Source organism: Scandinavium sp., from assembly GCF_051650185.1.
Taxonomy (GTDB): Bacteria; Pseudomonadota; Gammaproteobacteria; order Enterobacterales; family Enterobacteriaceae; genus Scandinavium.
Genome location: NZ_JBOFIN010000022.1, coordinates 1 through 16,971, shown reverse-complemented (window position 1 = coordinate 16,971; position 16,971 = coordinate 1). Strand labels below are relative to the sequence as shown.

At 54.5% G+C, this 16,971-nt stretch carries 16 protein-coding genes and 3 tRNA genes; 8 read left to right on the top strand and 11 right to left on the bottom strand.

Features of this window, described 5'->3' with window-relative positions; genetic code table 11:
- The first annotated feature begins 3 nt into the window (after positions 1 to 3).
- From galT to gpmA, 4 genes are all read left to right on the top strand, one after another.
- The gene (gene galT / locus ACRCWW_RS02440; protein ID WP_438680972.1) at positions 4 to 1,050 is read left to right on the top strand and encodes a galactose-1-phosphate uridylyltransferase; all 1,047 of its coding nucleotides are present in this window, start codon (positions 4 to 6) and stop codon (positions 1,048 to 1,050) included.
- Positions 1,051 to 1,055: 5 nt separating this feature from the next.
- Positions 1,056 to 2,204 carry a galactokinase gene (galK, locus tag ACRCWW_RS02435; protein ID WP_438680971.1) on the top strand — a complete coding sequence of 383 codons (1,149 nt, stop codon included), beginning with the start codon at positions 1,056 to 1,058 and terminating at the stop codon, positions 2,202 to 2,204.
- Positions 2,198 to 3,238, top strand: coding sequence for a galactose-1-epimerase (gene galM, locus ACRCWW_RS02430; protein WP_438680970.1), 1,041 nt, complete (start codon positions 2,198 to 2,200; stop codon positions 3,236 to 3,238). The genes galK and galM overlap by 7 nt, the downstream gene beginning before the upstream one ends.
- 202 nt (positions 3,239 to 3,440) lie before the next feature.
- Positions 3,441 to 4,193, top strand: coding sequence for a 2,3-diphosphoglycerate-dependent phosphoglycerate mutase (gpmA, locus tag ACRCWW_RS02425; protein WP_330985765.1), 753 nt, complete (start codon positions 3,441 to 3,443; stop codon positions 4,191 to 4,193).
- Positions 4,194 to 4,253: 60 nt separating this feature from the next.
- Here the strand turns inward: gpmA and aroG are convergent, their stop codons facing one another.
- A complete protein-coding gene (gene aroG / locus ACRCWW_RS02420; RefSeq protein WP_438680969.1) occupies positions 4,254 to 5,306 on the bottom strand; it encodes a 3-deoxy-7-phosphoheptulonate synthase AroG in 1,053 nt (350 codons plus the stop codon).
- 307 nt (positions 5,307 to 5,613) lie between these two features.
- Between aroG and ACRCWW_RS02415 the strand changes: the two genes are divergently transcribed.
- Both ACRCWW_RS02415 and zitB read left to right on the top strand, forming a co-directional pair.
- Positions 5,614 to 5,991 carry a YbgS-like family protein gene (locus ACRCWW_RS02415; protein ID WP_438680968.1) on the top strand — a complete coding sequence of 126 codons (378 nt, stop codon included), beginning with the start codon at positions 5,614 to 5,616 and terminating at the stop codon, positions 5,989 to 5,991.
- Between the two features lie 109 nt (positions 5,992 to 6,100).
- Positions 6,101 to 7,045: a CDF family zinc transporter ZitB gene (gene zitB / locus ACRCWW_RS02410; protein ID WP_438680967.1), complete on the top strand. Its 945-nt coding sequence runs from the start codon at positions 6,101 to 6,103 to the stop codon at positions 7,043 to 7,045.
- Here zitB and pnuC read toward each other — a convergent pair.
- On the bottom strand, positions 7,042 to 7,761 hold the full coding sequence (pnuC, locus tag ACRCWW_RS02405; RefSeq protein ID WP_438680966.1) for a nicotinamide riboside transporter PnuC: 720 nt from the start codon (positions 7,759 to 7,761) through the stop codon (positions 7,042 to 7,044). The genes zitB and pnuC overlap by 4 nt on opposite strands.
- Before the next feature lie 53 nt (positions 7,762 to 7,814).
- Positions 7,815 to 8,858: a quinolinate synthase NadA gene (gene nadA, locus ACRCWW_RS02400; protein ID WP_438680986.1), complete on the bottom strand. Its 1,044-nt coding sequence runs from the start codon at positions 8,856 to 8,858 to the stop codon at positions 7,815 to 7,817.
- 197 nt (positions 8,859 to 9,055) lie between these two features.
- Between nadA and ACRCWW_RS02395 the strand changes: the two genes are divergently transcribed.
- On the top strand, positions 9,056 to 9,919 hold the full coding sequence (locus ACRCWW_RS02395) for a MurR/RpiR family transcriptional regulator (RefSeq protein ID WP_438680965.1): 864 nt from the start codon (positions 9,056 to 9,058) through the stop codon (positions 9,917 to 9,919).
- On the opposite strand, the gene ACRCWW_RS02390 is transcribed toward ACRCWW_RS02395, so the two are convergent.
- From ACRCWW_RS02390 to ACRCWW_RS02370, 5 genes are all read right to left on the bottom strand, one after another.
- Positions 9,916 to 10,521 carry a 2-dehydro-3-deoxy-6-phosphogalactonate aldolase gene (locus tag ACRCWW_RS02390; RefSeq protein WP_438680964.1) on the bottom strand — a complete coding sequence of 202 codons (606 nt, stop codon included), beginning with the start codon at positions 10,519 to 10,521 and terminating at the stop codon, positions 9,916 to 9,918. The two genes, ACRCWW_RS02395 and ACRCWW_RS02390, sit on opposite strands and share 4 nt — an antisense overlap.
- Positions 10,508 to 11,380: a 2-dehydro-3-deoxygalactonokinase gene (locus ACRCWW_RS02385; protein ID WP_438680963.1), complete on the bottom strand. Its 873-nt coding sequence runs from the start codon at positions 11,378 to 11,380 to the stop codon at positions 10,508 to 10,510. The genes ACRCWW_RS02390 and ACRCWW_RS02385 overlap by 14 nt, the downstream gene beginning before the upstream one ends.
- A gap of 7 nt (positions 11,381 to 11,387) precedes the next feature.
- Entirely contained in the window at positions 11,388 to 12,875 is a 1,488-nt protein-coding gene (locus tag ACRCWW_RS02380) for a sodium:solute symporter family protein (protein WP_438680962.1), read from the bottom strand.
- A 165-nt stretch (positions 12,876 to 13,040) separates the two neighbouring features.
- Positions 13,041 to 13,436 carry a RidA family protein gene (locus ACRCWW_RS02375; RefSeq protein ID WP_330985752.1) on the bottom strand — a complete coding sequence of 132 codons (396 nt, stop codon included), beginning with the start codon at positions 13,434 to 13,436 and terminating at the stop codon, positions 13,041 to 13,043.
- Between the two features lie 15 nt (positions 13,437 to 13,451).
- A complete protein-coding gene (locus ACRCWW_RS02370; protein ID WP_438680961.1) occupies positions 13,452 to 14,888 on the bottom strand; it encodes an N-acyl-D-amino-acid deacylase family protein in 1,437 nt (478 codons plus the stop codon).
- A gap of 191 nt (positions 14,889 to 15,079) precedes the next feature.
- On the opposite strand from ACRCWW_RS02370, the gene ACRCWW_RS02365 reads away from it, so the two are divergent.
- Positions 15,080 to 16,300 carry an amino acid deaminase gene (locus tag ACRCWW_RS02365; RefSeq protein ID WP_438680960.1) on the top strand — a complete coding sequence of 407 codons (1,221 nt, stop codon included), beginning with the start codon at positions 15,080 to 15,082 and terminating at the stop codon, positions 16,298 to 16,300.
- A gap of 177 nt (positions 16,301 to 16,477) precedes the next feature.
- Here the strand turns inward: ACRCWW_RS02365 and ACRCWW_RS02360 are convergent.
- The 3 genes from ACRCWW_RS02360 to ACRCWW_RS02350 form a co-directional block, all read right to left on the bottom strand.
- A tRNA-Lys gene (locus ACRCWW_RS02360) sits at positions 16,478 to 16,553 on the bottom strand.
- 37 nt (positions 16,554 to 16,590) lie between these two features.
- A tRNA-Lys gene (locus tag ACRCWW_RS02355) sits at positions 16,591 to 16,666 on the bottom strand.
- Between the two features lie 166 nt (positions 16,667 to 16,832).
- A tRNA-Lys gene (locus tag ACRCWW_RS02350) sits at positions 16,833 to 16,908 on the bottom strand.
- Positions 16,909 to 16,971 lie beyond the last annotated feature (63 nt).

Below are 16,971 nucleotides of genomic sequence, written 5' to 3'. Positions count from 1 at the left end.
GTCATGACGCAATTCAACCCTGTCGATCATCCGCACCGCCGCTATAACCCGTTAACCGGGCAGTGGATCCTGGTGTCACCGCATCGCGCCAAGCGCCCCTGGCAGGGGGCGCAAGAAACGCCAGCCAAACAAACGTTGCCCGCGCACGATCCGGATTGTTTCCTTTGCCCGGGCAACACGCGAGCAACCGGCGATACCAACCCGCAATACACCGGCACCTACGTCTTTACGAATGACTTTGCTGCGCTGATGACAGACACGCCAGACGCACCGGAAAGTGAAGATCCGCTGATGCGTTGTGAAAGCGCACGTGGCACCAGTCGGGTGATTTGTTTCTCGCCCGATCACAGCAAAACCTTGCCTGAACTGAGCGTTTCTGCATTAGAAGAAGTGGTGAAAACCTGGCAGGAACAGACAGCAGATTTAGGCCAGCGCTACCCCTGGGTTCAGGTGTTTGAGAACAAAGGCGCGGCGATGGGCTGCTCTAACCCACACCCTCACGGTCAGGTGTGGGCAAACAGTTTTTTACCGAATGAAGCGGAACGTGAAGACCGTCTGCAAAAAGACTATTTTGCCCGGCAGGGTTCGCCCATGTTGGTGGATTACACCCAGCGCGAAATGGCCGACGGCAGCCGCACCGTGGTGGAAACCGAGCACTGGCTTGCCGTTGTGCCTTACTGGGCGGCGTGGCCGTTCGAAACGCTGCTGTTGCCAAAAGCTCATGTCCTGCGCATCACCGATTTAACGGAAGCTCAACGCAGCGATCTTGCTGTGGCGTTGAAAAAACTCACCAGCCGTTACGACAACCTGTTCCAGTGCTCCTTCCCCTACTCCATGGGCTGGCACGGCGCGCCGTTCAATGGCGAAGACAATGCTCACTGGCAGCTGCATGCTCATTTCTATCCACCCCTGCTGCGCTCGGCCACCGTTCGCAAGTTTATGGTCGGTTATGAAATGCTGGCAGAAACACAGCGCGATCTCACGGCTGAACAAGCCGCGGAGCGTCTGCGCGCCGTCAGTGACGTCCACTATCGCGAATCAGGAGTCTAAAAATAATGAGTCTGAAAGAAAAAACCCTGTCCCTGTTTGCTGAAAAATTTGGCTACCCTGCCAACCACGTTATCCAGGCGCCAGGCCGCGTGAATCTGATTGGCGAACACACCGATTACAACGACGGGTTCGTGTTGCCGTGCGCCATCGATTATCAGACGGTGATCAGCTGTGCGCCACGCCAGGACAGAACGGTGCGCGTGATTGCGGCCGACTACGAAAACCAGACGGATGAGTTCTCCCTCGATGCGCCGATTGTCAGCCACGATACTCAGCAGTGGTCCAACTACGTGCGCGGCGTGGTGAAGCATCTGCAAAAACGTAACCGCAATTTCGGCGGCGTGGATATGGTTATCAGCGGTGACGTGCCGCAGGGCGCGGGCCTGAGCTCTTCTGCATCGCTTGAAGTTGCCGTGGGCACGGTTTTCCAGCAGCTTTATCATCTGCCGCTGGACGGGGCGCAAATCGCTCTTAATGGGCAGGAAGCGGAGAACCAGTTTGTTGGCTGTAACTGCGGCATTATGGATCAGCTGATTTCCGCTCTCGGCAAGAAAGATCATGCGTTGCTGATCGACTGCCGTTCGCTTGGCACCAAAGCGGTTTCCATGCCGAAAGGTGCGGCGGTGATCATCATCAACAGTAACTTCAAACGCACGCTGGTAGGCAGCGAGTACAACACTCGCCGCGAACAGTGTGAGACGGGCGCGCACTTCTTCCAGCAGCCCGCTCTGCGCGATGTTTCTCTGGAAAAATTCAACGCCGTCGCTCATGAACTTGACCCGACTGTCGCCAAACGTGTTCGCCACGTGCTGACGGAAAACGCCCGTACCGTTGAAGCCGCTTCAGCTCTCGCGAAAGGTGACCTGAAGCGGATGGGTGAGCTGATGGCTGAATCTCATGCTTCCATGCGTGATGACTTCGAAATCACCGTGCCGCAGATTGATACGCTGGTCGAGATTGTGAAAACCACCATTGGCGACAAAGGCGGCGTACGCATGACCGGCGGCGGTTTCGGTGGCTGCATTGTGGCGCTGGTGCCTGAAGAGCTGGTGCCTGCGGTGAAAGACGCGGTTGCTGCGCAATATCACGCCAAAACCGGCATCAAAGAAACCTTCTATGTGTGTAAAGCATCACAAGGAGCGGGCCAGTGCTGATTGAAACTCCAACGTTAGCGCCGGACGGCCTGCCGTTTCGCTTGCTAACCCTGCGTAACAGCGCAGGCATGGTTGTCACGTTGATGGACTGGGGCGCGACGCTGCTTTCCGCACGCATTCCGCTGAAAGAGGGTTCCGTGCGCGAAGCCCTGCTTGGCTGTGCCAGCCCGGAACACTACACCAGTCAGGCTGCTTTTCTGGGTGCCTCCGTCGGCCGCTATGCCAATCGCATCGCCGACAGCCGTTTTCAACTTGCCGGGGAAACTTACCAGCTCGCGCCGAGCCAGGCCCCAAATCAGCTGCACGGTGGCCCGGAAGGGTTCGACAAACGCCGCTGGCAAGTGGTGAATCAGAATGACACTTCTGTGCTGTTTACCCTTGAATCAGCCGATGGCGACCAGGGTTTCCCTGGAAATCTGCGTGCTACCGCGCAGTATCAGCTGACAGAAGATAATCGCATTGCTATCGAATACCGGGCGACGGTCGATAAAGCCTGCCCGGTCAACCTGACCAACCATGTCTATTTCAATCTCGATGGTGGTCAGAGCGATGTGCGCAATCACACGCTGAGCATCGCGGCCGATCAGTATCTGCCGGTTGATGAAATGGGCATCCCTCGTTCAGGCCTGAAAGACGTTACCGGCACCAGCTTTGATTTCCGTAAACCTAAGCAGATTGCCAATGAGTTCCTGTCTGACGACGATCAGCGCAAAGTTAATGGCTACGATCACGCTTTCCTCCTTAATGCCAAAGGTGAACTTTCTCAGCCCGTGGCAACGGTGTGGTCTGCCGATAACAAGCTAGAGCTGAAGGTGTTCACCACTGCGCCTGCGCTGCAATTTTATTCCGGCAATTTCCTTGACGGCACGCCGTCACGCGAACCGCAGCCTTACGCCGCCTGGCAAGGGCTGGCGCTGGAAAGCGAATTCCTGCCAGACAGCCCTAATCATCCGGAATGGCCGCAGCCAGACTGCACGCTGCTGCCGGGTGAAGAGTATGTCAGCGTGACCGAATATCAATTTACCTCGTTGTGATCCCCTGCCCTCCTGTCGGAGGGCCTTTTTCAGTAAAATGCTGAAAATTACCGCACTTACCGTTAAAAACTAACGACCTCATCACAAGCTGCTTACACTGCGCCGCTATTTTCGCTATGGTTATCAATAAGCGTTGCCGCTGCTGACGCAACGGCAATATAATGAGAATTGTTATCATTCAATCTAGTTCAGGAGTCACAGTATGGCTGTTACTAAGCTTGTGCTTGTTCGTCACGGCGAAAGCCAGTGGAACAATGAAAACCGCTTCACCGGTTGGTATGATGTTGATCTGTCTGAGAAAGGTGTGGGCGAAGCCAAAGCAGCAGGCAAACTGCTGAAAGAAGAAGGCTTCAGCTTTGATTTTGCTTATACCTCCGTGCTGAAACGTGCCATCCACACCCTGTGGAACGTGCTGGATGAACTGGATCAGGCGTGGCTGCCGGTTGAGAAATCCTGGAAGCTGAACGAACGTCACTACGGCGCGTTGCAGGGTCTGAATAAAGCGGAAACCGCTGAAAAATACGGTGACGAGCAGGTTAAACAGTGGCGTCGTGGCTTTGCCATCACCCCACCAGAGCTGACCAAAGATGACGAACGCTACCCGGGCCATGACCCACGCTACGCGAAACTGACGGATAAAGAGCTGCCAGTGACCGAAAGCCTGGCGCTGACGATCGATCGCGTAGTGCCTTACTGGAACGAAACCATTCTGCCACGTCTGAAAAGCGGCGAGCGCGTGATCATCGCGGCTCACGGCAACTCCCTGCGTGCACTGGTGAAATACCTGGACAACATGGGCGAAGACGAAATTCTCGAACTGAACATCCCAACCGGCGTACCGCTGGTGTATGAGTTCGATGAAAACTTCAAGCCGGTGAAACACTACTATCTGGGCAATGCTGACGAAATCGCTGCGAAAGCAGCGGCCGTGGCGAACCAGGGCAAAGCGAAGTAACTTTTCGCCAGACGCAAAAAAAGCGTGGTTTTCACCACGCTTTTTTATTGCCTGAAATCCTTAGCCGCGACGAGCTTTAACCGCGTTCGTCAGCTGGCGCAGCACCGCATCGGTGTCATCCCAACCAATGCAGGCATCGGTGATGCTCTTGCCGTAGGTCAGCGGTTCGCCGCTTTCGAGATTCTGATTGCCTTCCACCAGATGGCTTTCAATCATCACTCCGATAATGGCTTTTTCGCCACCCGCAATTTGCCCTGCGACGTCGGTCGCCACGTCCATCTGCTTTTTGAACTGCTTGCTGGAGTTGGCGTGGCTGAAGTCGATCATCACCTGAGAAGGCAGGCCCGCTTTGTGCAGCCCTTCTTTGACCATCGCGACGTGATGCGCGCTGTAGTTCGGCTCTTTACCGCCACGCAGAATGATGTGGCAGTCGCCGTTCCCGCTGGTGTTCACAATGGCAGAGTGGCCCCATTTGGTCACAGACAGGAAGCAGTGTGGCGCGCCAGCGGCATTAATGGCATCGATAGCCACTTTGATGGTGCCGTCTGTACCGTTTTTGAAACCTACCGGGCAAGAAAGGCCGGAAGCCAGCTCACGGTGAACCTGTGATTCGGTGGTACGCGCACCAATTGCGCCCCAGCTCATCAGGTCAGCCATGTACTGTGGGGTGATCATATCGAGGAATTCACCCGCCGCAGGCAGGCCGCTGTCGTTAATTTCGAGCAGCAGCTTACGGGCAATGCGCAGGCCGTCGTTAATCTGGAAGCTGTTATCCATATGCGGATCGTTAATCAGCCCTTTCCAGCCCACGGTAGTGCGCGGCTTTTCAAAATAGACGCGCATGACGATTTCCAGCTCGCCTTTCAGCTCTTCACGCAATGCCAGCAGGCGGTTGGCGTATTCCTTCGCCGCAACAGGATCATGAATGGAGCACGGGCCAATCACCACCAGCAGGCGATCGTCACTGCCTTTAAGGATCTTGTGGATCGCTTTGCGGGCATGCGACACCGTGTTGGCGGCATTTTCAGTGGCGGGGAATTTTTCAAGGAGCGCTACAGGCGGTAATAACTCGTTGATCTCTTTAATACGTAAATCGTCGTTCTGATAATTCATGATCTTTCCAGCGTTGCCATACTTAGTCGATTGAGTGCAATCCCATCAATCTATCTCGCCAGGCCAAAAGTGTAAACCGGGTTTTACACTTGAGCCGGATAATTCCTGGAATTAACCTTAAAAACGCCAGAAAGTAGCGATAACTGAGACAGCCGCTACACTTTTTAAAGATAAATGCTAGCTTTTAAATGTTTAGCGAGATTCCACGCTGACTTAAATCATTGTTGTGGAGTTTTTATCCACACATCAGCGAAATGCACTGTTGGAAGAAGTTATCCGACGTAACGACCATAACAGGAGCACCCTCATGAAAAACAACACACTGGCAACACTGATCCTGACCGCGACGCTTTCGATGATGAGTGGCGCAGCCATCGCGGCAGACACCGCTTCAGACAATAATGGCCAGGCGAATTCCGCTGCCGATGCGGGTCAACACGCCCCTGACGCCCATCAAAATGTCGCCCCAAATGGCGTCGATAACAGCAATGTGAACAGCTCATCCAGCGGCACCATGCTGCATCCGAATGGCGCCACCAGCGACGCCCAGCACATGAGCAAGGATGAGATCCACAAGAACTCCATGTGTAAAGACGGCAAGTGCCCGGACATCAACAAGAAAGTTGAAACCGGTAATGGGATGAACAATGACGTCGATACCAAAACGGACGGCACGACCCAGTAAGTGATTTCTGCTATCTCTAAAGGAGAGCCTCGCTCTCCTTTTTTTATGCGTAAAGGCCAAAGATCTGCAATCATGTCATGCACTAACTAAAAAAAAGCAGGACCTGCATATGGCGCATTCGCATTCTCACTCCTCGGCCCAGCAGCCCAATGACGGCAACGCTCGCCGCCTGCTGCTGGCGTTTATCATTACCGCCGGATTTATGCTGCTGGAAGTTGTCGGTGGCTTGATTTCTGGCTCTCTGGCGCTGTTGGCAGATGCCGGGCACATGCTGACCGATGCGGCAGCGTTGTTGTTTGCGCTGCTGGCAGTCCAGTTTGCGAAGCGTCCGCCCAACTCCCGCCACACGTTTGGCTGGCTTCGCCTGACGACGCTTGCCGCTTTCGTGAATGCCATCGCGCTGGTGTTGATCACCCTCCTGATTGTCTGGGAAGCCATTCAACGTTTCCAGCACCCGCAGCCGATCGCCGGGGCGACAATGATGGTCACTGCCGTCGCAGGGTTGCTGGCGAATATTCTCTCATTCTGGATTTTGCATCGTGGCAGTGAAGAGAAAAACCTGAACGTTCGCGCCGCCGCGCTGCACGTTCTTGGGGATTTGCTGGGTTCCGTAGGCGCCATTGTCGCGGCCATTGTGATTCTGACCACAGGCTGGACGCCGATTGACCCGATACTTTCGGTACTGGTTTCCTGCCTTGTGCTGAAGAGTGCGTGGCAACTGCTGAAGGAGAGCGTGAATGAGCTACTGGAAGGCGCGCCGGGTTCGATTGATATTTCAGCCCTCAAACGCGGGCTGCGTCGTGAAATTCCCGAGGTGCGGAATGTTCGCCACGTTCACGTCTGGCTGGTGGGCGAGAAGCCCATTATGACGCTGCATGTGCATGTGATCCCCCCTCACGACCACGATGCTTTGCTGGAGAGAATTCAGCACTATCTGGAGCATCACTACCAGATAGCGCACGCCACCATTCAGATGGAATATCAGCCGTGCAGCGGCCCGGAATGCCATCTTAACGAAGTGCAATCCGGGCACGGCCATCATCATCACCACTAGCTGGAAAGCGCGCGTGAGCCCCGTTCACGTGCGCTGTTAATCCACATCCGGCTGCCGTTCAGTGCGATAAAGGTCAGCAACAGATACTCCAGTGACATCGCATATACGCCCTGCAGCGCAAAAATCACCACACTGATTACATTGATAACCACCCACAGCAGCCAGTTTTCAACGTATTTGCGGGTCATCAGGATCATCGCCACAATCGACAGCACCATCATGCAGGAATCCCAGAACGGGAAAGCATCGGGCTGTAGCTCCGGCATGGAAACCTTCAGCCCAAGCCCTTGCATTAGCGTTACCGCCACGCGGGTGAGGAAGCCAAACACGGGATTGATAAATACGGTCATCAGGCCTATCGCCACCACACACACGGCAAGCCAGGTGAGCGCTTTGGGCAACGGCAGCCAGCGGATTTGCAGTTCCGCTTCATGTTGGCTGGTTTGTCGCGACCACGCATACCAGCCGTAGATATTCGCGGCAAAAAAGAAAAGTTGCAGCAGCAGGCTGGCATACAGCTGGATCTGGAAAAAGATGATCGCAAACAGCGTGACGTTGATCAGACCGAAGGCGTAGTTGCTGATTTTTTCGAGGCTGGCGAGCCAGATACACAGCAGACCGGCAATCGTGCCCACGGCTTCAATCCATGAGAGATCGTAGCCCCCTGCGCCAAGGGGAATATGCACCAGAATGTTTTGCGTGCTAAAGAAATCCATTTTTTTCTCCGCAGACGTGACGTCATAAAGTAAACAACGGGTTATGACCGTAATTATGAGCGTAGTGTAGCCGCAAAATCCAGCATGCGGTTCAAAGGCAGCAATGCGCCCTCTCTCAGCGCCGCATCAACATGGATCTCATGTTCTGCTCCGCCGTGCTCAAGACCATCCGCAATCGCCTTCAGCCCGTTCATCGCCATCCACGGGCAGTGTGCGCAGCTGCGACAAGTGGCACCTTCGCCAGCGGTCGGCGCTTCAAGCAGCTCTTTTTCCGGCACGGCCTGCTGCATTTTGTAGAAAATACCGCGATCGGTGGCCACGATAAGCTGCTGGTTGGGGAGCGTTTTCGCCGCGGCAATCAGCTGGCTGGTTGAGCCCACCGCATCCGCCATATCCACAATCGACTGTGGCGATTCCGGATGTACCAGTATGGCGGCTTGCGGATAAAGCGCATTCATGCGAGCCAGAGCCTGGGTTTTGAATTCATCGTGGACGATACAGGCGCCCTGCCAGCACAGCACATCTGCGCCCGTCTGCTTTTGCACATAGCGCCCTAAGTGACGATCCGGAGCCCAGATGATCTTTTCCCCCAGGCTGTCGAGATGCTCGATAAGCTCAACGGCAATACTTGAGGTCACTACCCAGTCGGCGCGGGCTTTTACCGCAGCCGAAGTGTTGGCATACACCACAACCGTGCGGTCCGGATGCGCATCACAGAACTTGTTAAATTCGTCGATTGGACAACCGAGATCCAGAGAACACTCAGCGTTGAGCGTGGGCATCAGAATCGTTTTTTCCGGGCTGAGGATCTTCGCGGTTTCCCCCATAAAGCGCACGCCAGCTACCAGCAGCGTTGTCGCCTCATGGCGGGCACCGAAGCGCGCCATCTCAAGGGAATCGGAGATACAGCCGCCGGTTTCTTCCGCCAGCTGCTGGATTTCCGGGTCGGTGTAGTAATGGGCAACCATCACCGCGTTGCGCTCTTTCAGCAGTCGCTTAATTTTCTCGCGATAGAACTGCTTTTCCTCGGCGCTCAACGGCGCGGGCTTAGGCGGAAACGGATAAATTGCGGTTTCAGGATCAAACATTACGCTCATCATGGCTTCTCGTTTCACTGGCTTAACAAAACTGTCGATTTAATGGCCTGAATCGCGTTAATCAGACAGTGGTGTTTTATATGCTAAACAAGATAGCGAATTGCTGCCGAAAAGTCGTGCAGATTTTCCGTCTGTGCCAATCAGGCTTTTTTGTGGTACAAAGTATCAACATTTGACGACTGACGATACTTGCTGCCATGGCGTACACCATCGATATCATCTCCTGTATCACCGAACAGTTTGTGGCGCTCACCGCCACCGAAAAACGCATTGCTCAGTTCATTCTGGATGATGTTGCCGCGGCGGCTGAGTTGCCGATAGCTGAGCTCGCCCGTCAGACCAGTACCAGCCAGGCTTCGGTGACACGGTTTGCCCGGACGCTTGGCTGCAAAGATGTACGTGATTTGAAAGTGAAGCTGGCGCAGTCCCTCGCTGTCGGGCAACGCTTTATTCTGGATGTGCCGGATCTGGAAGGCGTTCAGGGGATTTACGAGTCGATTATCAGCGTGCTGGAAACCAACCGTCGCGCGCTTGACCCTGACTCGCTGCAAAAAGCGGTGGGCTGGTTAACCCAGTCACGACAAATTCTGGCGATTGGCATGGGCGGCGGCTCAACGATTTGCGCTCAGGAACTTCAGTACCGCCTGTTCCGCCTGGGGTTGCCGGTCGCCAGCCAGAATGACGGTTTGCTGGTGCGGATGATGTGTTCTGCGGTGGCGCCTCAGGATGTGGTCATTGCTTTGTCGCTCGGCGGTTACACGCCTGAGGTGACTGACAGCGCCGCCATCGCCAGACAGTATGGGGCGAAAGTCATCGCCATTACCCCAGAAGACACGCCGCTGGCGAAACAGGCCGATTTGGTGCTGCCGTTAGTGGTCACGGAAAACGACTACATCTTTAAGCCAAGCACCTCGCGCTATGCGATGCTGGCGATGATAGATGTGCTCGCGACGGAGCTTGCGATGGCCAATAAAGCGCAGGCCAAAGACCGCCTGCGTCGTATTAAACTCTCATTGCATAATCTGCGTGGTGGCATTGATCGCCAGCCGTTGGGCGATTAAAGCGCTTCGGCAAACACCGCCAGGTAGCGGGCCGCCTGTTCTTTAGTACGCGAGACAGCCTGCCCTGGACGGTATAAGTCGCTACCAAGCCCTGCTCCTGCGCAGCCAGCCCGCCTATACTCCGACAGATTTTCAGGGGTGATCCCCCCGACAGCCAGCACTGGCACCGAGGCTGGCAATACCGCTTTTAGCGCCTGAATATAGGCCGGGCCAAAAGCGGAAGACGGGAAGATTTTGAGCCATTGTGCGCCCGCATCCAGCGCGGTAAACGCTTCGGTAGCGGTAGCGCACCCGGCGCAAACCAGCATGCCTTTATCCACCGCCTTGCGAATCACCGCAGGCTGTGTGTTCGGAGTGACCACCAACTTCGCTCCAGCCTGCGCCAGAGTATCAACCTGTTCAACGTTGAGGACGGTCCCTGCGCCAATCATCGCCCGATGTCCGTACTCACTCATCAGAGCCGGAATGCTTTGCTGCCAGTCAGGCGAGTTCAGCGGAATTTCGATATAGCGAAACCCAGCTTCAATCAGCACGCTGGTGTGAGCTCCCGCTTCAGCAGGCGTGATACCGCGAAGAATGGCTACCAGTTTAGTGTCGGCCATGAAAAATACTCCTTATTCCTTGCAGAAAGGCGTCATCGCCATCGCAGCAATTCGCCTGAACGCCGAGCGCGGCAAAGGCACGAAGGTAGCGCGCATTCAGCAAAGAACCGCCCACCAGAGTGACGCGGGGCTGGGTGTGTTGCGGATACATCTCCGCCACTTCAGCGCCTATCAGCAACCCGGAGAGATAGTCCGCCACCGAAGTGGGGGCTAACTCACCAAGCACGCGTGCAGCACGAGCGCTGAACAATGAGGCAACTGGCGATGAGGTTGTGAGCCCGCGCTTTAAGCCACGCTGGAAAGCTTCATCGTCCGCCTGCTGTTGCGGCAGCCCTTTGCCGATCAGCGACTGGTTGAGCAGCAAATGGAAAAGCTCACCGGTCATCACAGTAGAGAAGTGCTGAATGCACTCGCCATCGACGCTCACCCATTTACTGTGGGTGCCTGGCATCACGTACACATCAGCGGGTGACAGCGCCATCGCGCCCGTTAACTGAGTTTCTTCGCCGCGCATCACGTTGCACTCGCCGTTTTGCTGTACTTTCAGCCCCGGCACAATCCAGACCTGCCCGGCCACTTCTGTCAGTTTGCTGCCCAATTGCCGGGTCGTTACCGGACAGGGCAGATAAGGGGCCACTTGCCAGCCCGCATCGCTGCCGATCATGCCGGCCATAAAGACCGGGATGCTGTTCTCTTCACGCCACGGCGCGATGTGCTGCCGGAAGATCTCTTCCGGCGTGCGTCCGTTGAGCTGAGAAACACCTGCGGCAATCTGCAACTGATTCACACAAACCTCGTTCTGCCAGTGCCACGCCCGAAGGTGCGTGGAGCCCCAGTCAACGGCAATCCAGTTCTCCATTATTCCCTCAGCTCTCTGACACTTTGCGGATGCCAACGGCCACCTGTGGCGCTTCAGGCTGACTTTCACGCTCACGGGTGATCATTTCCAGCGCCGCTTCACGGCTCAGGCGCGGAGCTGGCGTAACCAGAGTCACGACCACACCACCGACCAGGCTTGTCAGTACCGAAGGAATGCAAGGGTTACCCCAGAAGGCGAGCCAGCTGCTGTCCATCAATACCACCATCGAAGCCACGGCCCCACCGAGCAGTGAGGCCAACGCTCCTTGCCAGTTGAAGCGTGTCCAGAAGCGGCCCAGCATGGAGCAGATAAACATGCCTGACATGATCATCGAAATCATCTTAGTGATGTAGCTGATGATGTCGTTAGACGTCAGAGCAAACAGCAGCGCCAGCGCAATCACCAGTACCAGGAAGATACGCGACATGCGGATCGCTTTTTCCGGCGCAGGCATGTGTCCGGTGATCAGGGTGTAGAGATCGCGCAGCATGATAGATACCGCGGCAATGGCGTCTGAACTGCCGGAAGACATGTTGGCGGACATCCCGGCAATCAGTACGGCCATCGCCAGAACCGGCGGCAGAACCTGCGTGGCGAACAGGAAGGCAAACCCACTGTTTTCGAGGTGCGAGTTCATCGTCCACACCGCCATGCCGATAATCGCAGGCAGGAATGAGAACATCAGGTACAGCACGCCGGTGATGGTGAATGACTGACGAACGGAGGACACCGTTTTTGCCGAGTAGATCCGCTGGCGGTAAGACGGCGTCGCCAGCACGCCAACGCTAATCACGAAGGCCAGTGAGAGCGCAGGTAAAACACCCAACTTATCGACGGCAAAGAGGCTTTGCGCAGCAGGGTCTACCGTGTGTTTTATTTCGGTCCATCCGCCCGCATGATGAACGGCGAGCACCGCCATAATGATGAAACCGGCGAACAGGACAATTGACTGAATAGTATCAATCCATACCACTGCGGAATAACCGCCAATGCCAACATAAACAATAAACGCCAGGGCAATGATAATTTTCGCAGTATTAATATCAATACCGCTGGCCCATGCGAGATATAATCCGCCGCCTAATATATGTGCTCCGAGCCAACCAATCGAGGCAATAAAAATCAATATCGCCACCAGGTTCTTTATTATTTTACTGCCGCCAGTGTAATACGATATTTCTTCACTCATGGTCATAAAACGCATTTTACGTACTGGCGCAAATAACCAGGCCACCAGCAAAATGCCGACTGCCCCGCCCAGACCATATAACATTCCCGCCCAGCCGTTGGTGTAGCCAAAGCCGACGGCCCCCACGCTTGAGCCGGTTCCAACCATGGTGCCCACTGTCGAACCGAGGGTCAGGATCATTGGCAGTGAGCGTCCGCCTAAAAGAAAATCGTCGCCGTTCTTTTGGTTACGCGAAACATACCAGCCCAGGGTTATCATCGCGCAGGCATATATCGCAAACCAGATTAAAAAGGATAAATTATTCATAGCTCTCGTCCAGGTACAGTAAGTCATGCTCTTTAAAAAAACATGAGGATGTTGACAAGACTGGCACCTGAATAAACAGGTTCCAGAGAATGGGTTCAATTTATATTTTTATAACGATACTGCTTTTATTATCAGTTTCAGCCCTTCTGCCGAAGGGCTTATTTCTTATTTATTACGTGCGGCGTTATAGCACGTCACGTCAACTTCCACTTTGCAATCCACAACCAGGTCAGCCACGCAGCAGATACGCGCCGGAGGATGATCCCCGAAGAATTCACGGAAGACCTTATTGAAGGACTGGAAATAACGGGCGTCAGTCAGGATAACTTTGACATGCACCACATCCGCCAGGGTATAGCCCGCTTCAGTCATGATATCGACACAATTCTGGATAGCGAGACGGGACTGATCGACGATCCCCCCTTCAACCACTTCACCGTTGGTCATTGGCGTCTGACCGGAGACATACAGCCAACCGCCCGCTTCTACCGCGCGTGAAAAAGGCAGATGCTGGCCTCCTGTGCCGGTACCGCCTTCGGTGCCATAACGTTTAATGCTCATACTTTCTCCTTCTTTTTAAGGCTGTCGGCGCAGGAATCGCCCTGCTCGTCCGATAATTTTTTGCTCAGGGCGATAGCTCATGACGCCATTCACCATCACCGCTTCAATGCCTTGTGCAGGCCGCTTAGGATCGCTGAAACTCGCGACGTCACGCACCGTCCGGGGGTTGAACAACACCAGATCGGCAAAGTTGCCCGTTTTTATCAGCCCACGCCCGGCAAGGCCAAAGCGCGCGGCGGACAATCCTGTCATTTTGTGGATGGCTGTAGTCAGCGGGAAGAGCTTTTCATCACGGCTGTAATGACCCAGCACGCGAGGGAACGCGCCCCACAGACGCGGATGCGGCATTGGATCGTTAGGTAAACCGTCGGAACCAATCATCGTGACCGGATACTGCATCACCCGGCGCACATCCTGTTCATCCATGTTGTAGTAAATTGCGCCCGCTGGCATCAACTGTTTTGCCGCTTCGAGCATCGTAACTTGCCAGTGTTCGGCAATCTCTTTCAATGTTTTTCCGGCCTGTTCTGGGAGAGACTCAGACCAGGTGATCACGATATCAAATTCATCGGTGACCTGTTTTAAATCCAGCGTCGAGGAACTCGCCGAATAAGGGTAGCAGTCGCAGGCGATCTCCTGGTGTTGGCGCATCTTATCGATAAAAGCCAGAGTTTCCTTCGTGCGCCCCCAGTTTTTCGCCCCCGCGCATTTGTGATGCGAGACAACGACAGGTACTTTCCCATGGCGGCCGATACGGAAAGCTTCATCCAGCGCATCCAGAATGGGTTCAAATTCAGAGCGTAAGTGGGTGGTATAAACCGCGCCGCTGCCCGCCAGCTCTTCTGCCAGCGCCATCACTTCTTCGGTGGAAGACTGAAACGCGCTGGCGTAGGCAAGCCCGGTACTCATGCCGAGCGCGCCCTGGCTCAGCGCCAGACGCAGTTGCTCACGCATAGCCACGATTTCACTTTCAGTCGCCGTGCGAAAGAGATCGTCCATATGATTGTTACGCAACGCCGTGTGCCCGATAAGCGTCCCGACATTGATACAAGGCTGCGCTGTTTCAATGGCATCAGCGTAGGCGTTGACGGTGGGATAGATGAACTGGGCCTGTTCGCCCAGGAGATTCATCGGGTCCGGAACTTCCCCTTTCATCGTAGCCGTAGCCGCTGAAATGCCGCAGTTCCCCACGATAACCGTGGTTATCCCCTGACTTATTTTTGGCAGATATTCAGGGATGCGGATGACGTTTAAATCATCATGCGTGTGAACATCAATAAACCCAGGGGCGAGCACCAGACCTTCGCCTTCGACAACCTGTGCTGCCTCTGCGCGGATAGCGGGCGCAATATCGACAATACGATCGCCGCTTACCGCCACGTCGGCGCGATACTCCGGACCACCACTGCCATCGATTACGGTTACATTTTTGAAAAGCCAGTCGAACTTCATGACACCACACTCCCTTTCTGTTCTGTTGCCACTGTATCTTTCCTGAGGCAAGAAAACAGTGGAAAAGCACACAGAAATAGGATTAATTAGTGGTACTTTTATTCACAAAAAAACCAATAAAAACATTATAACCATATATATCAATATATTAATTACGATACAGAAAACCGATAACGCAGAAGGAATAAGATATGAAATACCAGAGCGAGGTCCTTATCCCCCATAAATCCGCCCTGCTTACTTCGCAGGCGAATGTGCTGAACGAGGACGTTTGCCTGCCAGCGGCGATCATCAAAAAATCAGCACTGGAAAACAACATAGCCTGGATGCAGCGTTACGCCGACAGCCGTGGAGTGTCACTCGCCCCGCACGGCAAAACCACCATGACGCCCTGGATTTTCCAGGCTCAACAGAAAGCTGGAGCCTGGGGGATTGGCGTGGGCAGCGCCTGGCAAGCCGCAGCGGCAATGGTTAGCGGTGTGAAGCGAGTGCTGATGGTGAATCAGCTGGTCGGGAAAGCAAACATGCTGACGGTTTCCCAACTCAAGCATCAGTATTCTGATGTTGATTACCTGTGCTGCGTGGATAGCCTGAGCAATGCCGCGACATTGAGCGCATTCTTCCACGAACAGGGGCAAATTCTGGACGTGATGGTTGAGCTGGGGGTACCCGGTGGGCGCTGTGGCTGCCGTAACGCTTCACAAGCGCTTAAGCTGGCTAAACACATCAATGAGTTGCCTGGACTACGTTTGCGTGGTCTGGAGCTTTATGAAGGCGTTCTGCACGGTGATAACCCTCAACCGCAGGTTGAGCAACTCCTTCGCGAAGCCGCCGCGCTGGCCTGTGAACTTGAACCTTTCGTAGAGGGCGAATTTATCCTCACCGGCGCGGGTACGGTCTGGTATGACGTGGTGTGCAATATCTGGCTGGCGGCACGCAAGCCCTCTCATTGCCGGATAGTTATCCGTCCGGGTTGCTACATCACGCACGATGAAGGGATTTACAATGTCGCTCAGCAAGAACTGATGGCGCGTGATTCCGTTGCCTGTGATCTGGGTGGAGACTTAACCTCAGCGCTGGAGCTGGTGGCCCTCGTTCAGTCAGTGCCAGAAAAGGATCGTGCCATCGTGAACTTTGGTAAACGCGATTGTGCGTTTGATGCAGGTCTTCCTCAGCCAACTGCGCATTACCGTGCAGGCAAACCGCTGGCATTGACACCTGGCGCAATCACCAGCACTGGCATCATGGATCAGCATTGCATGCTGAAGCTCGCGCCAGGGAGTGATGTTCAGGTGGGAGATATTCTGGTGTTCGGCACCTCTCACCCCTGCCTGACCTTCGACAAATGGAAAGTGTTGCTGCTCACAGATGATGAGTACAACGTGATTGAAGAGCTAGAGACGCTGTTTTAATCGTGTCGAGACGCAGATAGCAAAAAAGCGCCTTTAGGGCGCTTTTTTGCATTGGTGGGTCGTGCAGGATGACTCGCTCCGCTCGCCCTTCGGGCCGTTGCTAAAGCAACGTTAGCCTGCACATTTAGCACGGGCCCGAAAACAACAAAAGCGCCGAAAGGCGCTTTTGTCTGAATTTGGTGGGTCGTGCAGGATTCGAACCTGCGACCAATTGATTAAAAGTCAACTGCTCTACCAACTGAGCTAACGACCCCTTTCGGGAGTTTCTTCGAAGACACAACCAATAAGATTGGTGGGTCGTGCAGGATTCGAACCTGCGACCAATTGATTAAAAGTCAACTGCTCTACCAACTGAGCTAACGACCCATAGGGTGTTGCTTCGAAGAGATACTGCTGAGACTCGGTACCAATTTAAAGACTAAGTCAGAAATTGGTGGGTCGTGCAGGATGACTCGACTAAAGTCTCGCCCTTCGGGCCGTTGCTAAAGCAACGTTATCCTTCACGTTTAACGTCTGAGTTCAACGTTAAAATTGGTGGGTCGTGCAGGATTCGAACCTGCGACCAATTGATTAAAAGTCAACTGCTCTACCAACTGAGCTAACGACCCGAGTGGTGGGTGATGACGGGATCGAACCGCCGACCCCCTCCTTGTAAGGGAGGTGCTCTCCCA